A 17,536-nucleotide genomic window follows, 5' to 3' on the forward strand; every position below is an offset into this window, starting at 1 on the left:
TTCTATTAAATAATTTTCAGTGTGGCAAATGTCGGTTCATGTGGCGCAGGAATCACGCCATAGTGCTGTGCTCGCAGCACAATACGCTGTGCCCAATTGCGATGGGTGGCAGGTTCGAGCATAGAGCCATTCGATTTAAAAACACTTTTGGCATCATGCTGCAAAATCTGCTCTGCATCTGCCAGTTCATCATGCCGCACCCGATAAGCTTGATGAATCAAACTGACCTGAGTCGGATGAATTGCGGTTTTGGTTAGTAAACCATGCAAGGTATCGAGTTCCAGTTCTTTTTCGAGTAGTTCAGGTTGTTCAATATGTTCAAATACAGGCGCACTGAGCTGAAAGCCTGCGGGAATGAACATGCCTAAAATCTGCTGCATCAGTTGAGCAATCGGGGTGTCATACACTGTGACATGCTTTGGGCGGCGCAAATGCAAACAGGACAACAGATCATTGGCCCCGATTCTTAAGCACAGCACAGGTACGAACTCTTGCTGCAAATACTGTTTAGTTTCGAGTAAATAGCCTGTATCGAAATATTCGGCAGTTTCCAAGGTTGGCATGTATTGCAGCTCAGCAGGTAAAATTTGCTGCCAAGTCTGTGCGGTATGCAGGGTAAATTTTGGCAGTACAAAACCGCAAAAGCTGCGATTCAATTGCCATGCCAGTACTTTTTCCGCAATTTCAGTATTGCGTGGGCGAATGAATACATGCACAGGATGCTGTACATCGGCAAATTGGGTCTTGAGTAAAAACTGTTTCAGATTCAGCAGAGCACGTTCTAAGTCCTGTTCTAAAACAGCATCTTCTAGACAAATCACCATCGACTTCAGTTCGGGATAGAGCATGCCTTGTGCAATCTCCCAAAGTTTGTTGTGGGTCGCAGGCACATACAGTGTCGCACCCAATTCAATCGCATGTTGTAGTTTCATCATGAACAATCCTTGGGCATGGTTTTAATTAAAGTCACGGCTTGATAAGGGCCAAGCTGCTCACCGAGCACGTCGATGGCAACTTGCTGTTGCTCGGCAAAATGGCGTAACAGTTGGGTCGATGGATGATCGGCATCTTTCAGTAAAATCCGTTCAGGCACACGTCTTAATACTGCACGTGTCGCTTCTGCAATGCTTGGTTTAATATGATTGACCTGCTCAACCCGATAATGCTGCATCAGCCAGTCAATGGTCTGTTGGCTTTGCTGTTGCTGTTGTTGACGCTGAGTATTGCCCCACAGACAGCTTTGTTGCTCAGGCTGTTGTTGAATGTGGCTACGAATTTGCTGAACAAATGAGTTGGACAGATCATGTTCGGCAAGTGTGTGGTATTGAATACAGCCATGCCATGTGCCTTGCTGTGCATGTTCAGGCAAAACACTACGTGAAATCAGCCCTGAAATGACTGAACCCAGTACGCCTGAAGGAATCAGCCAGTCATCCTGACTGGCAGCTAACCATGCACAGCCTGCCAAATCGCTGAGTACCAGTAAGCGCGGTAAACCACTTTGTGCATCCCAAAGCTCGGGATAGTCCTGCAAACTCCTGCTCAGTTCACGGGTAATTGCGCCTTTACCTGTCCAACCATCCACAAATACAATGTTTTTAGCACCATGCAGGCGAATGATTTGATCCAGTGCGGCATGGTCAATGCCACGATCACGGATGATGCTCACTCCGTAATGATAACAAGGCACTTGTGCTGCCAAATAATCACGCAGCAATACACCCAAAGGGACACCTGCACGCACCAAACTCACCAAGACAATTGGCTCAGGGGCATACAGTTCAAGCAACCGATTTCCCAGTTTTTGCACCTCTTTGGCCATACGCGCCGCCCCGAGTTGCATGGCTAAATCATAATGCTGCAAATGGGTGGCAGAGGGTGGATGTTCGGCGCTGAGCATACTGGAATAGTGCTTCTTACCCGATTGAATCAGTTGTTCTTTTTCCTCAATATTGGTCGGCTGCATCTGCAAAATATTCAGCAGAAAGCGGACTTCATGGGCAGGATATGAACCTGAAAATCCGAGTGTTTGAGAGAGATCAGTAGCAGCATTAGTCATGACCAAAAAATCCTTTTTGTTGATAATCCTGTTGCAAGGCCTGATGCGTGAAGCGGTTGAGCTGGCTGTTTTTTGGCATACCAAACCAGTCACAAAGTTGCAGGAAATCAAAATCGGACAGGCTATCACCAAAGCCCAAATACACACGCTGCCCCTCAGGGTCGAGCTGTTGTAACAGGTATTCTACAGCGCGACGTTTCGATACTGTTTTGGGAATAATGGCGAGATTATGACCATTGATATGTAAATAAAAATCTTGCCAAAGTTCGGTAGGCAGTCGAGTGGTCAAGCTATGTAAAAAAGGTGCTTCACTGTGATGTTGCTTAGCCACCACATAAATATGGTGCTGATCATCTTGCTCCGTCCATGTACGGACTGTGCCCAAACCTTCGGCATGCTGTTCTAGTTCATCACAAAGCTGTTGCATGCGGTTTTGCAGATGTGCCAGTTCATTGCGCTGCTGTTGTTGCCAGTGGCGATCAATTTCTCCATTGCTGAGTACAATCGCCCCACCATTCAGGCAAATAGCTCCATGTGGAAATGGCATTTGTACCCGTAACAGAGATTCAACCGAACGTGCGGTAACGGCAATGAGTTCGCTATGTGCCATGAGCCAGTCCACCATGAGTTGCTGTTTACCCGACATAAATGCAAGAGGCTTGCCATGTCGGTCTAAACTGGCGACACGGTCATGCTGTTCAGGTGAGCGACGTCGATGCGTCTGGAACAAGGTATCATCCAAATCGACCAAAATAATCGGCTGTTTAGGCAACATAACTGACCACCTCCAGATTTGGAATCTGTTGTAACAAGGCTGGATCTACACTTTCATGCCCAGTTTCAATCACCAAAATCACACGGTCATAGGCGCTAGCATCGACGTTATAGCTAAAGTTGGGAATGTTCAGTCCATAGTTGTCACGAAACTCTAAACGCTGCTGAATCGCATGACCCTCTGCAATCGGGGAGCGAGTAGTGGAGCTGAAATAAACCTCAGCGCCTTGCTGCTCGAGTGCTTCTGCCATGAGGAATGGAATCCACGTAAATTCACATGAGCCAAGCACTAAAATTTTCTCTCCTGTAGCACGAGGCTGTAAGCTGTGCCACGCCTGCCCAAGTTGATAGGTTGGTTCACGCCCCCACGTATTGGGTGCAATCACCGCATGTTGACCTTGTGCAGTAATATTCACATTCGGCATGTGGACGGCTTTGGGGTCAAGTGCATCTTGCCATGCCCAACATCCTGACATCAGGCTAATGGAATGATTGGGAATGTTGGCAATCTGCTGAATATCTTGATCGCCTGTCCAGTCCACCAAAGAAATACTGATCACCTGTTCAATCTGCTGCATACCCGCAGCCTGTAAACTACTGACTAAGTTGGCAATGGTTTTGCCTGTGGAAATTTCATCATCCACCACGATCAAGGTTTTGGTGTTGAGTAAATGCTGATGCTTGACGGCATCGTGACTGGAATGAATCAGTTGATCTTGCGCATGGCTATGTTCTTCTAAAAAATCTCCAAAAATCGGTAAGTCACTTTGGATATGACGGGTAGTCGTCGCAAACAAGCAGGCACTGGCGCAGTGCTTTTGATATTCACGGAAAATTCCTGCACCAAGTCCAACCGCCGTTTCTGCCATCGCAATCATGGTGACAGGTGCCTGAGGCGCAGGTGGAATAAGTGCAGCTAAATCCTGATAACTTTTTTGCATTTGGTTCGGCTTTACAGGAATGTGTTTTCCTAAGACTCGAGAAACAAACAAAAATGCCCGCTTGGGGTTAATGCGTTCAGCAAAATCCAGCAGGCTGTGCAGTTGCCAATCGGCATGACTGCGAAGAGGACTGACAGTTAAAGTACCACGTTGTAATTGTACTTGGTGCATCGTGATTATTTTCCTTCGATCACGGTTGTAATAGGGCGAACTGAAATATTGGGTTGATCAATCTGCCGTTGAAATGGCAAGTTCAGTTTATGAGAAATCAGTTCTGCAATTAAATTCAAGCCTGTTGGGCGTGAGTAGGCGAAACCACCTGCAGGACGTGAGTTAATTTCTAAAATAAACCACTGCTGTTGATCATTCTGTTTCAATTGGATATTAATTAAACCATCGAGTTGAAAGAGTGTGACCAAACGCTGGCAAATATCATCACAAGGTCCATCTACAGTAATGTCTTGATAACCTGTACGTTTAATGCGAGTGGCATGAGCCAAAACCTGACCTTGACTACAGGCAATATCGACTGAACATTCTTCACCTGCCAGAAATGGCATGACCAAATAAGGAATAGGGACAGCAAGCGCGGCATATGCTTCACAGAATTGCCGTAAGGTGGTTACAAAGGGATATTTATATTGAGTAAACAATTCAGCATCTTGCTTTAGGCAAAAAAAGCCTTCGGCATAAACACCATAAATAGGTTTGACACAGACATCCTGCTCTGGAAAGCGTTGTTGCATCTCGGTAATACCGTGTTGTAACTCTGCATAATTATAAGCGGCTACAGCAGGGGTCACAGGCAGATGCTGCTGCTCACACATCTCAGTAAATAATGCTTTATTGCTAATCTGTTCAATACTTTCAGGCCGTGTTGCACCTGTAATCAGAATAATGCCTTGCTGTTCAAATAAGGCACGTTGCTGCTCAAAAATGCTGGTATTTTTGCCACAGAAAACCAGTGAAATTTCATGTTCTAGACAAAATTTTAAAATAAATGGAATAGGATCATGTTGAGGCGCTAAAAAGCTTTCATCGGCAACATCGAGAATATCGGAACGCCACTGGCGATGACAGGCATAAATTTTTAAATAAGGACGGAGTGAGGACTTGATCAGATTTAGGATCAAGTCGCGTTGGCAGGAGTAACTTTCGGCAATTAATATGTTGTATTTCATCTGATATTGTTCTGTATGGTGCTATGTATGGATAGCATATTGGGTCTGATTGATAAAGCATAATTGCTCAATGTGAGCGTATTCTTCAAAGTGCTCAAAATTAGTATGCAAATCTCTGACCAAAGCATAGCGAATTGATATTGCAAATTGATTTTTTAACAAGAAAAAGTGAGGGTAGATTGTTTTGAGTATAGTTGTATGATGAGGATAATAACGTTTAAGTGACCACTTTTTATCAATGCTTAATATGGCTGATGAACTGGGATTTATTTGATATATAAATCAAAAAGAAAAAAGGCACTTACCTTTCGATAAGTGCCTTTTGAATTTGGAGCGGGAAACGAGACTCGAACTCGCGACCCCAACCTTGGCAAGGTTATGCTCTACCAACTGAGCTATTCCCGCATATTGAGCAGTTTTTACTAAAACTTACACTTAAAACACCAAATCTGGAGCGGGAAACGAGACTCGAACTCGCGACCCCAACCTTGGCAAGGTTATGCTCTACCAACTGAGCTATTCCCGCGTGACGCATATATTACATCAAGTAGATTCAGAATCAATAAGTTTTCAAAATTTATTGAATTAATTGAGTAAAATACAAGCAAAATTCTCAAAAAATAAAGCGACAGATCAATCTAAGTGATACATCCATGAGAAAGCCCTGTGAATCCAAGAAAAATTGCTATACTCAAAACAAAGATCTTTTGGTACGACAGGCAGTTTCTCATGACTTTAGAGCAGCAACTCATCGAACGTTTACAGCAACTCCAGCCGACTCATTTGGATGTCATTAATGAGTCATCAGGGCATGGTGGTTACTATCCTGGTAAAGAATCACATTTTAAAGTGGTGATGGTCAGTGACGCTTTTACAGGGCTGCGTGCTGTACAGCGGCATCAAAAAATTTATGCCTTAGCTGCTGAACTCCTTGCTCCGACTGCCATTCACGCTTTAGCCATTCATGCCTATTTGCCAAGTGAGTGGGAAGGGCAATCTCCTGCAAGTCCCGAATGTGCTCATGCACCTAAAGGCTAAGGGTGCTGCATGACGACTTTTTTGTTACTTAAGATTGTGCATGGCATCGGCATTTTATTGTTGTTACTGATGTTGACCTTAAGCTCCTTACGTTTGTTTCGTATGCAGAATGAACAACTCGCAGGACAAACGCCGCGCTTTGTGATCGCACTGCAACATTCAACCTTTACTTTGCTGCTGCTGACAGGCGGTACATTGTTATGGATGAAGCATTTTCAGGTGCAGCCTTGGTTTTACGCCAAAGCCATTTTGTTTGTGGTGATGTTTTCTTCACTGATCAAAGCATTTCGCCGTAAAGAAGGGATTTTATTGGCACAGCGTCGGGCAGGCATGGTGATTGCTTGGATTGCTTTAGTTGCTATTTTAGTCTTGGTCAAGTTGAAACCTGTATTTTCATAATTGTTGGACAGCTTTAGGCATCGACATAAAGCTCTAGGTTAGACTAGAGCATTCAACCCATTACAATAATTAGGATAAAACTATGCTGACACGCGTTATTTTTAATCAAAAAGGTGGCGTTGGTAAATCTAGTATTGCCGTCAATCTTGCCAGTATTAGTGCTGAGCAAGGCTTTAAAACCTTGGTGATTGATCTTGATCCACAATCCAATGCCAGCCAGTACTTACTTGGGGATGCAGCCAATTTTAATGGTCATCAACAAGCACTCGAACCGAATATCGAGAGCTTTTATCAGGATGTTTTGGGGGCAACAGGTAAAAGCCTAATCGGAAATACTTTGGGAGCGTTGTTAAAATCTAAATCACAAGGCTTGGACGCTTATGTACATCAGTCTCCATTTAACAATCTCGATGTCATTGTGGCGAGTCCAAGTCTAGGAGCATTAGAGCATAGTCTTGAAACTAAACATAAAATCTATAAATTACGCGATGCAATTGCAGAACTTTCGGGTAAATATGACCGTATTTATATCGACACGCCCCCTGCATTTAATTTCTTTACTTTATCGGCATTAATTTCGGCAGATCGTGTGCTGATTCCATTTGATTGTGATGTGTTTTCTCAGCGTGCCTTGCAAACACTCATTGAAAATATTCTAGAAACGCAAGATGATCATAATCAGCGCTTAGAAATTGAAGGCATTGTCGTGAATCAGTTTCAGGCTCAGGCAAAGTTGCCACGTGAAGTGGTGCAGCAACTCAAAGATCAAGGTCTGCCGATCTTGAACAATATGCTACCGCCTTCGGTGATCATGAAAGAATCACATCATAAAAATAAACCTTTAATTTATCTCGCGCCTGAGCATAAACTGAGCCAAGCTTATGCCGCACTATTTGCAGAAATTGAAAAAATAGCTTGAGGAAGAATATGAAATATTGGGCGATTGTATCAAGTGTTCTGATTGCGGCAGTACTCACAGGCTGCGCAACACCTATTCAACCCAGTTATATTTCACCAACTCAGTATCAAGCGCTTAATTGTACGCAGTTACAGAGTGAATATAATCGGATTCAACAATATATTGAGCATGGGGTAGCGCCTGCAAGGCGTACAGGTGTGGGTATTGGCTTGGGTTTAGGGGGTGGATTTGGTCGCGGTGGCTGGGGCTTTGGCCCGACAATTTCATTCAATCTGGGTCAATCTTCCAATACGAAGCGTTCGGAAACAGCGCAATTGTTGGGTGAGCAAGATGCGATTGTACAAGCTGCGCATTTGAAAAACTGTCCAATCACGACAGTGAAAAAATCATGAGCATAAAAAAGGTCGAAACATCGACCTTTTGAATACTTGCCTATGGCATTTTAATGGTGTTTTCGAGCCTTGAGTTTGGCACGCACAAATTCGAAGACCGCAGGTAGCAGACTAAAAACAATAATGCCGAGCATTAAATGGCTAAAATTCTCTTTTACAAAAGGGTGAGAGCCAAAGAAATAACCTACCGTGATAAATGAAGCCACCCAAAGAAAGCCACCAATGACATTGAATGCTAAAAAATGTTTATAACTCATGCGACCTGCACCTGCGACAAAAGGAGCAAAGGTTCGGATGAAAGGCATAAAGCGTGCAATAATAATGGTTTTTCCACCATGTTTTTCAAAGAACTGGTGAGTTTTAAGCAGATGCTCTTTTTTAATAAAACGTGAATCCATTTCAAAAACACGTGGGCCGATATAACGCCCAATATGGTAGTTCAGCGTATCGCCAAGGACTGCGGCAGTAAACAGTAAAGCAATTAATAACCATGGATCCATTTGACCTGTCGATGCAGCTAAAGCACCTGCTGCAAATAGCATACTGTCCCCAGGCAGGAAAGGCATAACCACAAGACCTGTTTCAACAAAAACGATCAAAAACAGAATTGCATAAATCCAGACACCATATTGTTTAATAAATTCAAGTAGATGTTGATCAATGTGTAGGATGAAATTGATAAGTTCCATGAGGGAATGACAGCAGAAAAATATGGATTAAATGCTAGCAGCCCCTACATGGAATGTCAGTAACCAAGCGATGCAAAGTTACGATTTAGCACATTTTATTTTTTGGTATATTGTTGACCATCAATCACAGCTTGCCAGTGTCCTTTGAGCAAATAGGGTGCTTTATCAATTTTAAAGCGATGAGCAAAATCAGGGTTGCCTGCCTGAATATAGTGGGGATCTAATACAGTAATAGGCGCGCTAATTTCTGATTGTTCTTCACTTTCAGATTGGCTATGCGCAGTATGTTGTTCCTGATGCTGGCTTTCATGGTACTGCAATTGACCATCGCGGTGGATCTGGATTTCACTATGAGGACTTTGCCAAGTGCCAATCCAGTTGTCTTGACCTTTCAAAATCGGATTGGTTTGAGCACAGGCAATGAGCGGTACGCAGCATCCAATCATCATCATAAGACTTGGTAGTCGCATTGGTTCACCTATTTCATTTGTTGTTTTAATTCTAGTGTTGAGTAATTTAAGTTGAAAATCATTTCAAGATTTACAGGGTAAACGTGAACGAATTTTTTAGAGTTGTGAAAAAATGCAGTTTTTAAGTTTGTTTTAACTAGACGTTTAGTTTGGTACTGACCAGATATAAAAAAGGACTCGAGTGAGTCCTTTTTTGGTTTAGAGAAAATCTCTAAATCTTAGAAACGTGCTTTTGCATTTAGACCAACAGTGTCTGTATCTAAAGTATTGCCATCAGTTGCATTTGCTTTCACATAAGAAGCACCAACTGAAATTACTGGAGTGACGAAGTAATTTACGTCAGCACCCCAAACGTGGTCGAAACCAGAATCAAGGTTAGAAGTATCAGCAAATGAAACACCAACGCTTAATGCTGGGTTCAAGAACAAATCAGTCTTTAAGCTATAAGCACCACGATCACTGTTGAAAATGCCTTTTGCTTCAAAGCCAATCGACATATTTGTATTGTCAATTGCACCTACATATTTTGCACGAGCAGTCGTAAAGTCTTTATGATCGCTATATGCTGATTCACCGTATGCCTTTGCAATACCGTAGCTCAAGACATCTGAAGTATCGAGTGCAAGTGTATTTGTACGTGTGTAACCTACTGCAAGCAAGAAGTTGTCGGTTGGCATTGCACCAACTTCTAATGCATAGCGGTCGCCATTATCATCACTATCGCCGTTTTTATAGTCTCTGTTAGTATGATTGTACGATGCACTTGTATATAACGGAATTGATGCAGTGTAAGGAGTCGTGAAGTATGCCTCACCTTTTACACCCATAGTATTATTTTGAAAGTTAACTTCTGAGCTATTGTATTTACCATAATGGTAAGCTAAAGATACGTTAGATGCTTTGTTCAAGAATGCAGCTTCAGCTAAAGGTCCTTTAGATGCATCAACATCTTTGAAGTAATAAGTACCTTTAAGATCGCCAGTGAAGTTTTTGTCATTTTCTGTTGTATTTACATATTCAGACTGACCTTGTACTTCAAATTGGTACGCGTGAGCGCCAGTCATAGCGAGTAGAACCGCAGCGGCTAAACCGATTTTTTTCATGTTGAGTTCCAGTATGTTTAGTTTCATTCTGAAGGTTATTCTATTGTTACAAAATATTAAGTCAATGAATGTAAACGGATTATATTTGTAAACAGGATTCTTAAATTTTAACACTGGTTAAAAAAACAACACATAAATTTGAATTTTTTTATTTTAAAATTTGTCGTATTAACAAACAGCTATTAGAAATATGAATAAATTGTGTAAGTAAAATCGTACATTAAATGAACAATTTATCATCGAATAAAATAATCAAACATGATTTTATGATTTGTAAAAACACAATTTTATTAAAATATAATGATTATTGTTCTTAAAATTATTCGTATTTTTATTTGAAAAATATTGTAATTAAATGATATATATCAATAATTTAATTAATTTTTTTATTATTACATTATGTTACTTTAATTACACAATATTACATTGAAAGTTACAAAACTATTGGAAGAAAAGCAAATAATTTTGAAAGAAATTTTACAGTGTGTGTATTCGTCACAAAATGGGCACTAAACCATAAAAAAAGATGCACAGGGTTGCTGTGCATCCTTTAGCGGAATATAGGATTTTTGTAAGGTTGAAGTAAGGTTAATCTACCTGTAACAGTGGCTTTAAGAATCGTCCTGTATGCGAAAGGGCAACCTCTGCCACCTGCTCAGGCGTACCTTCCGCAATAATTTCACCACCACCTGAACCACCTTCAGGGCCTAAATCGACAATCCAGTCCGCAGTTTTAATCACGTCCAGATTATGCTCAATCACCACAATGCTATTTCCTTTATTGCGTAGCTCATGCAGGATGTCGAGCAACTTGGCAATGTCGTGAAAGTGCAGACCCGTTGTTGGTTCATCCAAAATATACAGGGTTTTACCCGTGTCGCGTTTTGCCAGTTCGCGTGCCAGTTTCACCCGCTGTGCTTCACCACCAGACAGGGTAGTTGCTGCCTGACCCAAACGGATATAGCCCAAGCCCACTTGCATTAAGGTATCTAAACGGCGGTGAATGACGGGAATCGCATTAAAGAACTCGGCGGCATCTTCCACTGTCATGTTGAGCACATCGGAAATGTTCTTGCCTTTATAGCCAACTTCCAGTGTTTCACGGTTATAGCGTTTGCCATGACAGGCATCACAAGGCACATACATATCAGGTAAAAAGTGCATCGCGACTTTAATCATACCGTCGCCTTCGCAGGCTTCACAGCGTCCGCCTTTGACATTGAAGGAGAAGCGCCCTGCACTATAACCACGGGCTTTGGCTTCAGGGGTCTGAGCAAATAGTTCACGAATCGGAGTGAACACGCCTGTATAAGTAGCAGGGTTGGAACGTGGGGTACGTCCAATCGGGCTTTGATCAATATCAACCACTTTATCGAGGTGTTGTAAACCATCAATCGACTGGTATTTTTCCGCAGTCAGCGTGGTTGCACCGTTGAGTTCGGTTGCTGCAAGCGGTAGTAAAGTACGGTTAATTAAAGTCGATTTGCCTGAACCTGAAACGCCTGTAATACAGGTCATCACACCTAAAGGCAGGTTTAAGGTGACATTTTTCAGGTTATGTCCAGCCGCACCGCAAAGCTGAATAGTATTTTCAGGGTTCGGTGGGGTCACGCGTTGTTCAGGCACTGCAATTTTCAGTTTGCCTGCCAAGTATTGTCCAGTTAGCGAGTTTTTGTTTTTTGCCAGTTGCTTGGCAGTCCCTTCGGCAATAATTTCCCCGCCATGGACGCCTGCGCCAGGGCCAATATCAATGATATGGTCGGCGGCACGAATCGCATCTTCATCATGTTCAACCACCAGTACCGTGTTGCCCAAGTCACGCAGGCGAATCAGGGTTTGCAGCAGGCGGTCATTGTCCCGTTGATGTAGACCAATCGACGGTTCATCGAGGACATACATCACACCCATCAAGCCCGCACCGATTTGTGAGGCGAGTCGAATGCGCTGTGCCTCACCGCCTGACAGGGTTTCAGCTGAACGTGAAAGGCTGAGATAATTGAGTCCGACACTGACCAAAAATTGTAAGCGTTCGCGGATTTCCTTAAAGATTTTATCGGCAATTTCGCCTTTTGCCCCTTCAAGGTTTAAGTCTTGATAATAGCTGGCGGCATCGCCAATCGACATGCGAGTGATTTGTTCAATGCTGTGGTCTTTAACTTTGACATGCCGTGAAATTTCATTCAGGCGTGAACCCCCGCAGGCATCACAGGCGGCATTGGATAAGTACTGTGCCAAATCATCACGGATATAGTTGCTTTCGGTTTCGCGGTAGCGGCGTTCCAGATGGGGTAATACGCCTTCAAATGCCATGACACGACTGTGTTTGCGTCCACGTTCATCGATATAGCTCAGGTCAATTTTTTCTTTGCCTGTACCATTCAGAAATTTCTTTTGAGTATCTTTACTGAGGTCTTGCCATGGACAATCTAAATCAAAGCCATAGTGGGCGGCGACTTTTTCTAACATGCTGTAGTAGTAAGGACGCTGGCGATCCCAGCCACGAATCGCGCCTTGATGGATAGAAAGATGCGGATTGGGAATCAGTTTTTCCGCACTGAAATGGCTACGTGTGCCTAAACCATCGCAGACAGGGCAAGCGCCAAATGGGTTGTTGAATGAGAACATGCGTGGCTCAAGTTCTGCCACAGCACGGTCACATTCAGGGCAGGAGTGACGCGCTGAAAACACGCGGTCAGGTTGTTCACCTTTTATCCACGTTAAAATCGCCAAGTCTCCGCCTAGGCGCAGGGCAGTTTCAAAGGATTCTGCCAGACGGTTGCCCAGATCATCACGCACTTTAAAGCGGTCGATCACCACTTCAATGCTGTGTTTTTTCTTTTTATCCAATTCAGGCGGGCTGTCGATATCAATGATTTCGCCATCGACACGGGCACGCACAAAACCTTGGCTTTGCAGTTGTTCAAACAGGGTGCTGTATTCACCTTTACGCTCACGCACCACAGGAGCAAGCAGCATCAGCGCTGTGCCTTCTTCCAAGGCTTTAACGGCATCGACCATTTCAGAGATGGTTTGTGCCACCATCGGCAAGTCGTGTTCAGGGCAATACGGTGTTCCGACACGTGCATAGAGCAAACGCAAATAATCGTAAATTTCGGTAATGGTTCCCACAGTTGAACGTGGGTTATGGCTAGTCGATTTCTGCTCAATGGCAATTGCGGGGCTTAAGCCTTCAATCGAGTCGACTTCGGGTTTTTCCATTTGCGATAAGAACTGACGGGCATAGGCAGACAGTGATTCGACATAACGGCGTTGTCCTTCGGCATAGAGGGTATCGAATGCCAGTGAGGATTTCCCTGATCCCGAAAGTCCCGTAATCACCACAAATTTATCGCGTGGAATATCGAGGGACACATTTTTCAGGTTATGGGTACGTGCGCCTCGAATACGGATATGACTGTGACTCATAAGATCTCTCGGTAATAAGCAAGTAGAAACTGCTATATGATAACGATTTAAAATTGTTCAAGCTGTAGCAAAACAGTTTTAAGCGTCAGATTGTGTCGGACAAGTGAAGAAGGAAAATAAAAATGTGGATTGCAAAACTATTGATTGCGCTGATTGGCATCTTGCATGTCTATATTCTGGTTTTAGAGATGTTTTTATGGGACAAGCCCCAAGGTTTAAAAGCCTTTGGCAACACCTTGGAAAAAGCCAAACTGACCAAAGTTTTGGCACAAAATCAGGGCTTATATAACGGCTTTCTGGCTGCGGGATTGTTTTGGTCATTGCTGGTCGGCAACCCCGATTTTTCCCGCGCGATTGCCACCTTCTTTTTAGGCTGTGTGTTGGTCGCAGGGATTTATGGTGGACTCACTGCCAGCAAGAAAATTATTTATATTCAGGCTGTTCCCGCATTGCTGACTTTGTGTGTGCTGTATCTAATCTAAATCGGGCATTTAGAAATAAAAAAAGCACAGGACAACCTGTGCGATGGAGGAAAGCCAATTAATTTAAAACTAGGCACAAGCGCGATGAAATTCGCGCTCGAAAATGGATTCAACCTGTTCAAAAGCAAGCTGACGCGGTTGTTGGTGTGCAAAAGCATAATGAATCACACTTTGCTCAAGTTGCGATAAAAACAGTTCATAGTCGTCTTGGAAATGACTGAAATCGAGCAAGTCCAAGTGCTTGGAATGGTTACAGTTATAGCGCCCGATAAAATCAAGTATCTGCTTTTGAATGTTCCGATTGGTAAAATACAACAAGTAAGTAGCGGCTGAACCACAGTGCAAACAGCCTTGATGAATATAGATTTCTTCATGATTAAACCAGCATTGTCGCAGGGTGATCATGGCTCTCAGGGCTTCTGTACCTTGTGTCTCTTGTGGCATGGCGGTCATCTCAAGCTTAATTGATAATGATTATTATTTAATGATGCGGGATTGGCATTTTAAAAGCAAGCCTTGATTGCAATAAAACATGGGCAAGTGTCCAAATCTTTGTAAAATGCAGATCGGAATGAGCAAGGTGGTGAAGGATTTATGTGGGCATTAGCATTTAAATGTATGTTGGGCGCGTTGGTGGTGCTGTTGATTTCAGTGCTGTCGAAAAGCAAGTCTTTTTATATTGCAGGGCTTGTGCCACTGTTCCCGACTTTTGCTCTGATTGCCCATGTGATTGTGTTTCAGCAGCAAGGGGCGGATGCGCTGCGCCGTACTGCACTGTTTGGCTTATGGTCACTGATTCCGTATGCAATTTACCTGATTGCGGTGTATCTGCTGGTCACCCAAATGTCCGTGTTGAGCTGTTTAAGTCTGGCAACACTGGCTTGGGCAGTCGCAGCAGGAATTTTGTTGTATGGCTGGTATTTGTGGGCTTAATCGGAAGCAGGTCGCTGACTGCTCACAGCAATGCCAATGGAGGCTGTGACAATCAGCAATAAAGCAATCCACTGAAAAACCGTAAGTTGTTCAGCCAGTAAAATACAGCCTGTGAGTGCGGCAATCACGGGTGATAGACTGGTTAAAATACTATAATGCAGTCGTGCCAAATGCTTGAGTGCAACCAAGTCCAGTGCATAAGGCAGGGCTGTGGCTAAAATCGCAATCATCAGTCCAAGCCACCAATATTGCACTGCAAACAGTTCATACGGATGTTGCCAGAGTTCTAAAGGCAATAGCAGCAGCGCGGAAAAGCTAATCGCAATACTGAGCATGTGCATGCCGATATTTTGCCGAACCACTTTATGCCCAAAATAGATATAGGCTGCCCAAAACAGACCTGCACCAATTGCAAGGCACATACCGATAAACGAGAAATTACCATTGTGTTGCCCCCAAGGAATAATCAACACAATTCCTAAAATCGAACAACTCACCCAAATCAGATCACGGCGGCTTTGAATCGAACATAAAGCCAGCCCTAAAGGCCCAATAAACTCTAAACCAACTGCCAAGCCTAAAGGTAAGTGACTCAGCGAATTGTAAAATAACAAGTTCATTAGCCCCAATGAGGCGCTATAACACAGCAGATTTGACCAGTTTAGGGTTTTAAATTTGGGAAGAATCCGCCACGAACGAAATATCACAATCACAATGATCGCAGCAAAACACAGCCGAAACATGGTCACGGTTAATGGGCTGACATGACTAAACATTTGTTTGGCGAAACTGGCACTGACCTGATAAGACACCATAGACAGCAACATGCAGGCAGTCGCAAAAAGTTGTGAATTCATGTTCGGCTTCTCCGAGAAAAAAAGTTCATCACGACAATGCCGAGAAAGACAAAAACCGCGCCGACAATAAAGTTCAGTTCAACGTGCTCATGCAGCAAAATCACACTAAACAGCACGCCAAAAATGGGCGTTAAAAATGAAAAAATACCCAAACCTGAAGCCACATATTGCTTGAGCAGCCAGAACCAGACCAGAAAACTGGCAAAGGAAACCACCACAATCTGGAAGGTCAGACTGGTGAGTACCAGCGGGGTAACATGAATCAGGGTCTGACCTGTCAGTAGTGCAAACAAGGACAGAATGATAAAACTACCAATCAGTTGATAACTCAGCGTTTGTGTTGCAGGTGCTTCAGATAATACGCTGAGCCGCACAGTGACCGTGGTGGCTCCAAGTGCGATTCCTGCGCCGAGTGCCAGAGCATCACCCCATAAAACCCGCCCAATGTCCTGTGAACTGCTCCGATCATTCCATAAAAAAGCCACCAATAATCCCAAAAAGGTGATGCCAATGCCGAGCCATTGCATCCGATTCAGACGTTCACTGGGGAGCTGAAAATGCAGTGCCAATGCCACAAAAATCGGTGCTGTGTACAGCAGCACAATGCTGTGAGAGGCATAGGTATAATGGAGAGATTCTGCGACCAATAAAAATTCGAGTGAGAATAGCACCGCTACTTTGCAGCCTGCTTTGAATAAAGCTTTCTGAAAAAAGCCTGACAGAGCCTGATGGCGAAATAACAGAATGATGAGCAGGGCTGAGCAACCTGAACGAATCGCAAGTTGCAAAATGGGGGCAATATCGGCTGCGACCATTTTCAGAAAAATCTGTTGCAAGCCCCAGATCATGGTTAAAGCTGTCATGATGCCGCCTGCTTGTAAATCCAGCGACTTACGAAGTTCCATCGTTTTACCCACCACGGTAGAAGTGATGTCTTATGCTAGCTTTGATCAGAATCAAAGATATAATCCAAAATGGACAATCGATCGCTCTTTTTATACATTCGGTCAAATTATGAAAAAAAGACTTGCCGCGAACTTGCAAGAAATGACGCCTTACAACGAAGTACCCGCCAATCGCTGGATTCGTTTTATCGATACCCAGTTGGGCGTAAGTTATAAGGAACATCGACATCGTTGGGGAGAGTTTATTTATGTATTTCAGGGCACACTGGAATTAAAAGTTGCTGAAACCTGTTATGTGGTTCCACCTTCTTATGCAATCTGGCTGCCACCTTATACGGAACATGGTTCGCTGAACTGGGGAGAAATGTCACACAGTGTTTTTTATATAGAGCAGCAGGACTGTACACATTTACCAGAAACCCCTTGTATCTTGATGACAACACCATTGATTCGTGCGTTGTTACAGCATTTAAAGCAGTCTCCACCAACCTTGCCTTTGACTGAAGAAAACCAGCATTTGCTGTTGGTGCTGTCTGAGCAGCTTAAACATGCCGATGTGATTGACAGTTATTTGCCGACGACTTCACATCCCGCCTTGGCCGAATTACTGGATTATTTGCAGGCACATCCTGCCTGTACCGATTCATTGGCAGAATTGGCTGATCGGGTGCATATGACAGAAAAAACCCTGACCCGTTATAGTCAAAAAGAATTGGGTATGTCACTGCATGAATGGAAACAGCGCATGAAGCTCATGCATGCGATAAAAATGTTAGAGCAGGGCTGTACAGTTGAATCTATAGCATTATCAGTTGGTTATAGCACACCGACGGCATTTATTAATATGTTTAAAAAACGCATGCATTATCCACCTGATCAGTTCCGCAAATTGTTAGGTGCGTAAATAGCTAGATTGCCTAGAGTTTATAAAATTAAGGCAGCTATATTGTATAGCTGCCTTGAGAGAA

19 protein-coding genes and 2 tRNA genes are annotated in these 17,536 nt (G+C 43.4%); 7 read left to right on the plus strand and 14 right to left on the minus strand.

Annotation, left to right across the window (positions count from 1 at the left end; all coding sequences use genetic code 11):
* Positions 1-5: 5 nt before the first annotated feature.
* The 7 genes from LVY74_RS14075 to LVY74_RS14105 form a co-directional block, all read right to left on the minus strand.
* A complete protein-coding gene (locus LVY74_RS14075) occupies positions 6-935 on the minus strand; it encodes an HpcH/HpaI aldolase/citrate lyase family protein (RefSeq protein ID WP_237815572.1) in 930 nt (309 codons plus the stop codon).
* Complete coding sequence (locus LVY74_RS14080) at positions 932-2,059, minus strand: cysteine protease StiP domain-containing protein (protein ID WP_237815573.1); 1,128 nt, start codon at positions 2,057-2,059, stop codon at positions 932-934. The genes LVY74_RS14075 and LVY74_RS14080 overlap by 4 nt, the downstream gene beginning before the upstream one ends.
* Positions 2,052-2,834: an HAD hydrolase family protein gene (locus tag LVY74_RS14085; protein WP_237815574.1), complete on the minus strand. Its 783-nt coding sequence runs from the start codon at positions 2,832-2,834 to the stop codon at positions 2,052-2,054. The genes LVY74_RS14080 and LVY74_RS14085 overlap by 8 nt, the downstream gene beginning before the upstream one ends.
* Positions 2,824-3,945: a phosphoribosyltransferase domain-containing protein gene (locus tag LVY74_RS14090; RefSeq protein ID WP_237815575.1), complete on the minus strand. Its 1,122-nt coding sequence runs from the start codon at positions 3,943-3,945 to the stop codon at positions 2,824-2,826. Before LVY74_RS14090 ends, LVY74_RS14085 begins: the two co-directional genes overlap by 11 nt.
* A 5-nt stretch (positions 3,946-3,950) precedes the next feature.
* A complete protein-coding gene (locus LVY74_RS14095; protein WP_237815576.1) occupies positions 3,951-4,955 on the minus strand; it encodes an ATP-grasp domain-containing protein in 1,005 nt (334 codons plus the stop codon).
* Between the two features lie 329 nt (positions 4,956-5,284).
* A tRNA-Gly gene (locus LVY74_RS14100) sits at positions 5,285-5,360 on the minus strand.
* 45 nt (positions 5,361-5,405) lie between these two features.
* Positions 5,406-5,481, minus strand: a tRNA-Gly gene (locus LVY74_RS14105).
* 203 nt (positions 5,482-5,684) lie between these two features.
* On the opposite strand from LVY74_RS14105, the gene LVY74_RS14110 reads away from it, so the two are divergent.
* The 4 genes from LVY74_RS14110 to LVY74_RS14125 all read left to right on the plus strand — a co-directional run bounded on the left by LVY74_RS14110 (position 5,685) and on the right by LVY74_RS14125 (position 7,703).
* Positions 5,685-5,993, plus strand: coding sequence for a BolA family protein (locus tag LVY74_RS14110; protein WP_237815577.1), 309 nt, complete (start codon positions 5,685-5,687; stop codon positions 5,991-5,993).
* Between the two features lie 9 nt (positions 5,994-6,002).
* Entirely contained in the window at positions 6,003-6,392 is a 390-nt protein-coding gene (locus tag LVY74_RS14115) for a SirB2 family protein (RefSeq protein WP_237815578.1), read from the plus strand.
* An 82-nt stretch (positions 6,393-6,474) separates the two neighbouring features.
* Positions 6,475-7,311 (plus strand): ParA family protein, encoded by an 837-nt coding sequence (locus LVY74_RS14120; protein ID WP_237815579.1) that lies wholly within the window; start codon positions 6,475-6,477, stop codon positions 7,309-7,311.
* Positions 7,312-7,319: 8 nt separating this feature from the next.
* Positions 7,320-7,703 carry a hypothetical protein gene (locus LVY74_RS14125; protein ID WP_237815580.1) on the plus strand — a complete coding sequence of 128 codons (384 nt, stop codon included), beginning with the start codon at positions 7,320-7,322 and terminating at the stop codon, positions 7,701-7,703.
* A gap of 50 nt (positions 7,704-7,753) precedes the next feature.
* On the opposite strand, the gene LVY74_RS14130 is transcribed toward LVY74_RS14125, so the two are convergent.
* The 4 genes from LVY74_RS14130 to uvrA all read right to left on the minus strand — a co-directional run bounded on the left by LVY74_RS14130 (position 7,754) and on the right by uvrA (position 13,391).
* A complete protein-coding gene (locus LVY74_RS14130; protein ID WP_237815581.1) occupies positions 7,754-8,392 on the minus strand; it encodes a DedA family protein in 639 nt (212 codons plus the stop codon).
* A 95-nt stretch (positions 8,393-8,487) separates the two neighbouring features.
* Positions 8,488-8,862 carry a hypothetical protein gene (locus LVY74_RS14135; RefSeq protein WP_237815582.1) on the minus strand — a complete coding sequence of 125 codons (375 nt, stop codon included), beginning with the start codon at positions 8,860-8,862 and terminating at the stop codon, positions 8,488-8,490.
* A 218-nt stretch (positions 8,863-9,080) separates the two neighbouring features.
* Complete coding sequence (gene omp33-36 / locus LVY74_RS14140; RefSeq protein ID WP_237815583.1) at positions 9,081-9,965, minus strand: porin Omp33-36; 885 nt, start codon at positions 9,963-9,965, stop codon at positions 9,081-9,083.
* A 588-nt stretch (positions 9,966-10,553) separates the two neighbouring features.
* On the minus strand, positions 10,554-13,391 hold the full coding sequence (uvrA, locus tag LVY74_RS14145; protein ID WP_237815584.1) for an excinuclease ABC subunit UvrA: 2,838 nt from the start codon (positions 13,389-13,391) through the stop codon (positions 10,554-10,556).
* Positions 13,392-13,513: 122 nt separating this feature from the next.
* Here uvrA and LVY74_RS14150 point away from each other — a divergent pair, with 122 nt between their 5' ends.
* A complete protein-coding gene (locus LVY74_RS14150) occupies positions 13,514-13,873 on the plus strand; it encodes a DUF1304 domain-containing protein (RefSeq protein WP_237815585.1) in 360 nt (119 codons plus the stop codon).
* Positions 13,874-13,942: 69 nt separating this feature from the next.
* Here LVY74_RS14150 and LVY74_RS14155 read toward each other — a convergent pair whose 3' ends face one another.
* Entirely contained in the window at positions 13,943-14,317 is a 375-nt protein-coding gene (locus LVY74_RS14155) for a hypothetical protein (protein WP_237815586.1), read from the minus strand.
* Positions 14,318-14,467: 150 nt separating this feature from the next.
* Between LVY74_RS14155 and LVY74_RS14160 the strand changes: the two genes are divergently transcribed.
* Positions 14,468-14,806 (plus strand): GlpM family protein, encoded by a 339-nt coding sequence (locus LVY74_RS14160; protein ID WP_237815587.1) that lies wholly within the window; start codon positions 14,468-14,470, stop codon positions 14,804-14,806.
* On the opposite strand, the gene LVY74_RS14165 is transcribed toward LVY74_RS14160, so the two are convergent.
* A complete protein-coding gene (locus LVY74_RS14165) occupies positions 14,803-15,663 on the minus strand; it encodes an EamA family transporter (protein ID WP_237815588.1) in 861 nt (286 codons plus the stop codon). The two genes, LVY74_RS14160 and LVY74_RS14165, sit on opposite strands and share 4 nt — an antisense overlap.
* Positions 15,660-16,568, minus strand: a complete 909-nt coding sequence (locus LVY74_RS14170) for a DMT family transporter (protein WP_237815589.1) — start codon at positions 16,566-16,568, stop codon at positions 15,660-15,662. The genes LVY74_RS14165 and LVY74_RS14170 overlap by 4 nt, the downstream gene beginning before the upstream one ends.
* Positions 16,569-16,677: 109 nt before the next feature.
* Here LVY74_RS14170 and LVY74_RS14175 point away from each other — a divergent pair, with 109 nt between their 5' ends.
* Positions 16,678-17,472: an AraC family transcriptional regulator gene (locus LVY74_RS14175; protein WP_237815590.1), complete on the plus strand. Its 795-nt coding sequence runs from the start codon at positions 16,678-16,680 to the stop codon at positions 17,470-17,472.
* The last annotated feature ends 64 nt before the right edge of the window (positions 17,473-17,536 follow it).

Origin of the sequence: Acinetobacter sp. ME22 (genome assembly GCF_022012315.1) — a bacterium.
Lineage (GTDB): Bacteria > Pseudomonadota > Gammaproteobacteria > Pseudomonadales > Moraxellaceae > Acinetobacter > Acinetobacter brisouii_A.

Coding starts and splice junctions, on each gene's coding strand:
- LVY74_RS14120 (WP_237815579.1), top strand. CDS start 6,475: ATGCTGACACGCGTTATTTTTAATCAAAAAGGTGGCGTTGGTAAATCT.
- LVY74_RS14085 (WP_237815574.1), bottom strand. CDS start 2,834: ATGTTGCCTAAACAGCCGATTATTTTGGTCGATTTGGATGATACCTTG.
- LVY74_RS14080 (WP_237815573.1), bottom strand. CDS start 2,059: ATGACTAATGCTGCTACTGATCTCTCTCAAACACTCGGATTTTCAGGT.
- LVY74_RS14165 (WP_237815588.1), bottom strand. CDS start 15,663: ATGAATTCACAACTTTTTGCGACTGCCTGCATGTTGCTGTCTATGGTG.
- LVY74_RS14095 (WP_237815576.1), bottom strand. CDS start 4,955: ATGAAATACAACATATTAATTGCCGAAAGTTACTCCTGCCAACGCGAC.
- omp33-36 (WP_237815583.1), bottom strand. CDS start 9,965: ATGAAAAAAATCGGTTTAGCCGCTGCGGTTCTACTCGCTATGACTGGC.
- LVY74_RS14135 (WP_237815582.1), bottom strand. CDS start 8,862: ATGCGACTACCAAGTCTTATGATGATGATTGGATGCTGCGTACCGCTC.
- LVY74_RS14125 (WP_237815580.1), top strand. CDS start 7,320: ATGAAATATTGGGCGATTGTATCAAGTGTTCTGATTGCGGCAGTACTC.
- LVY74_RS14175 (WP_237815590.1), top strand. CDS start 16,678: ATGAAAAAAAGACTTGCCGCGAACTTGCAAGAAATGACGCCTTACAAC.
- LVY74_RS14150 (WP_237815585.1), top strand. CDS start 13,514: ATGTGGATTGCAAAACTATTGATTGCGCTGATTGGCATCTTGCATGTC.
- LVY74_RS14115 (WP_237815578.1), top strand. CDS start 6,003: ATGACGACTTTTTTGTTACTTAAGATTGTGCATGGCATCGGCATTTTA.
- LVY74_RS14110 (WP_237815577.1), top strand. CDS start 5,685: ATGACTTTAGAGCAGCAACTCATCGAACGTTTACAGCAACTCCAGCCG.
- LVY74_RS14130 (WP_237815581.1), bottom strand. CDS start 8,392: ATGGAACTTATCAATTTCATCCTACACATTGATCAACATCTACTTGAA.
- LVY74_RS14170 (WP_237815589.1), bottom strand. CDS start 16,568: ATGGAACTTCGTAAGTCGCTGGATTTACAAGCAGGCGGCATCATGACA.
- LVY74_RS14155 (WP_237815586.1), bottom strand. CDS start 14,317: ATGCCACAAGAGACACAAGGTACAGAAGCCCTGAGAGCCATGATCACC.
- LVY74_RS14090 (WP_237815575.1), bottom strand. CDS start 3,945: ATGCACCAAGTACAATTACAACGTGGTACTTTAACTGTCAGTCCTCTT.
- uvrA (WP_237815584.1), bottom strand. CDS start 13,391: ATGAGTCACAGTCATATCCGTATTCGAGGCGCACGTACCCATAACCTG.
- LVY74_RS14160 (WP_237815587.1), top strand. CDS start 14,468: ATGTGGGCATTAGCATTTAAATGTATGTTGGGCGCGTTGGTGGTGCTG.
- LVY74_RS14075 (WP_237815572.1), bottom strand. CDS start 935: ATGATGAAACTACAACATGCGATTGAATTGGGTGCGACACTGTATGTG.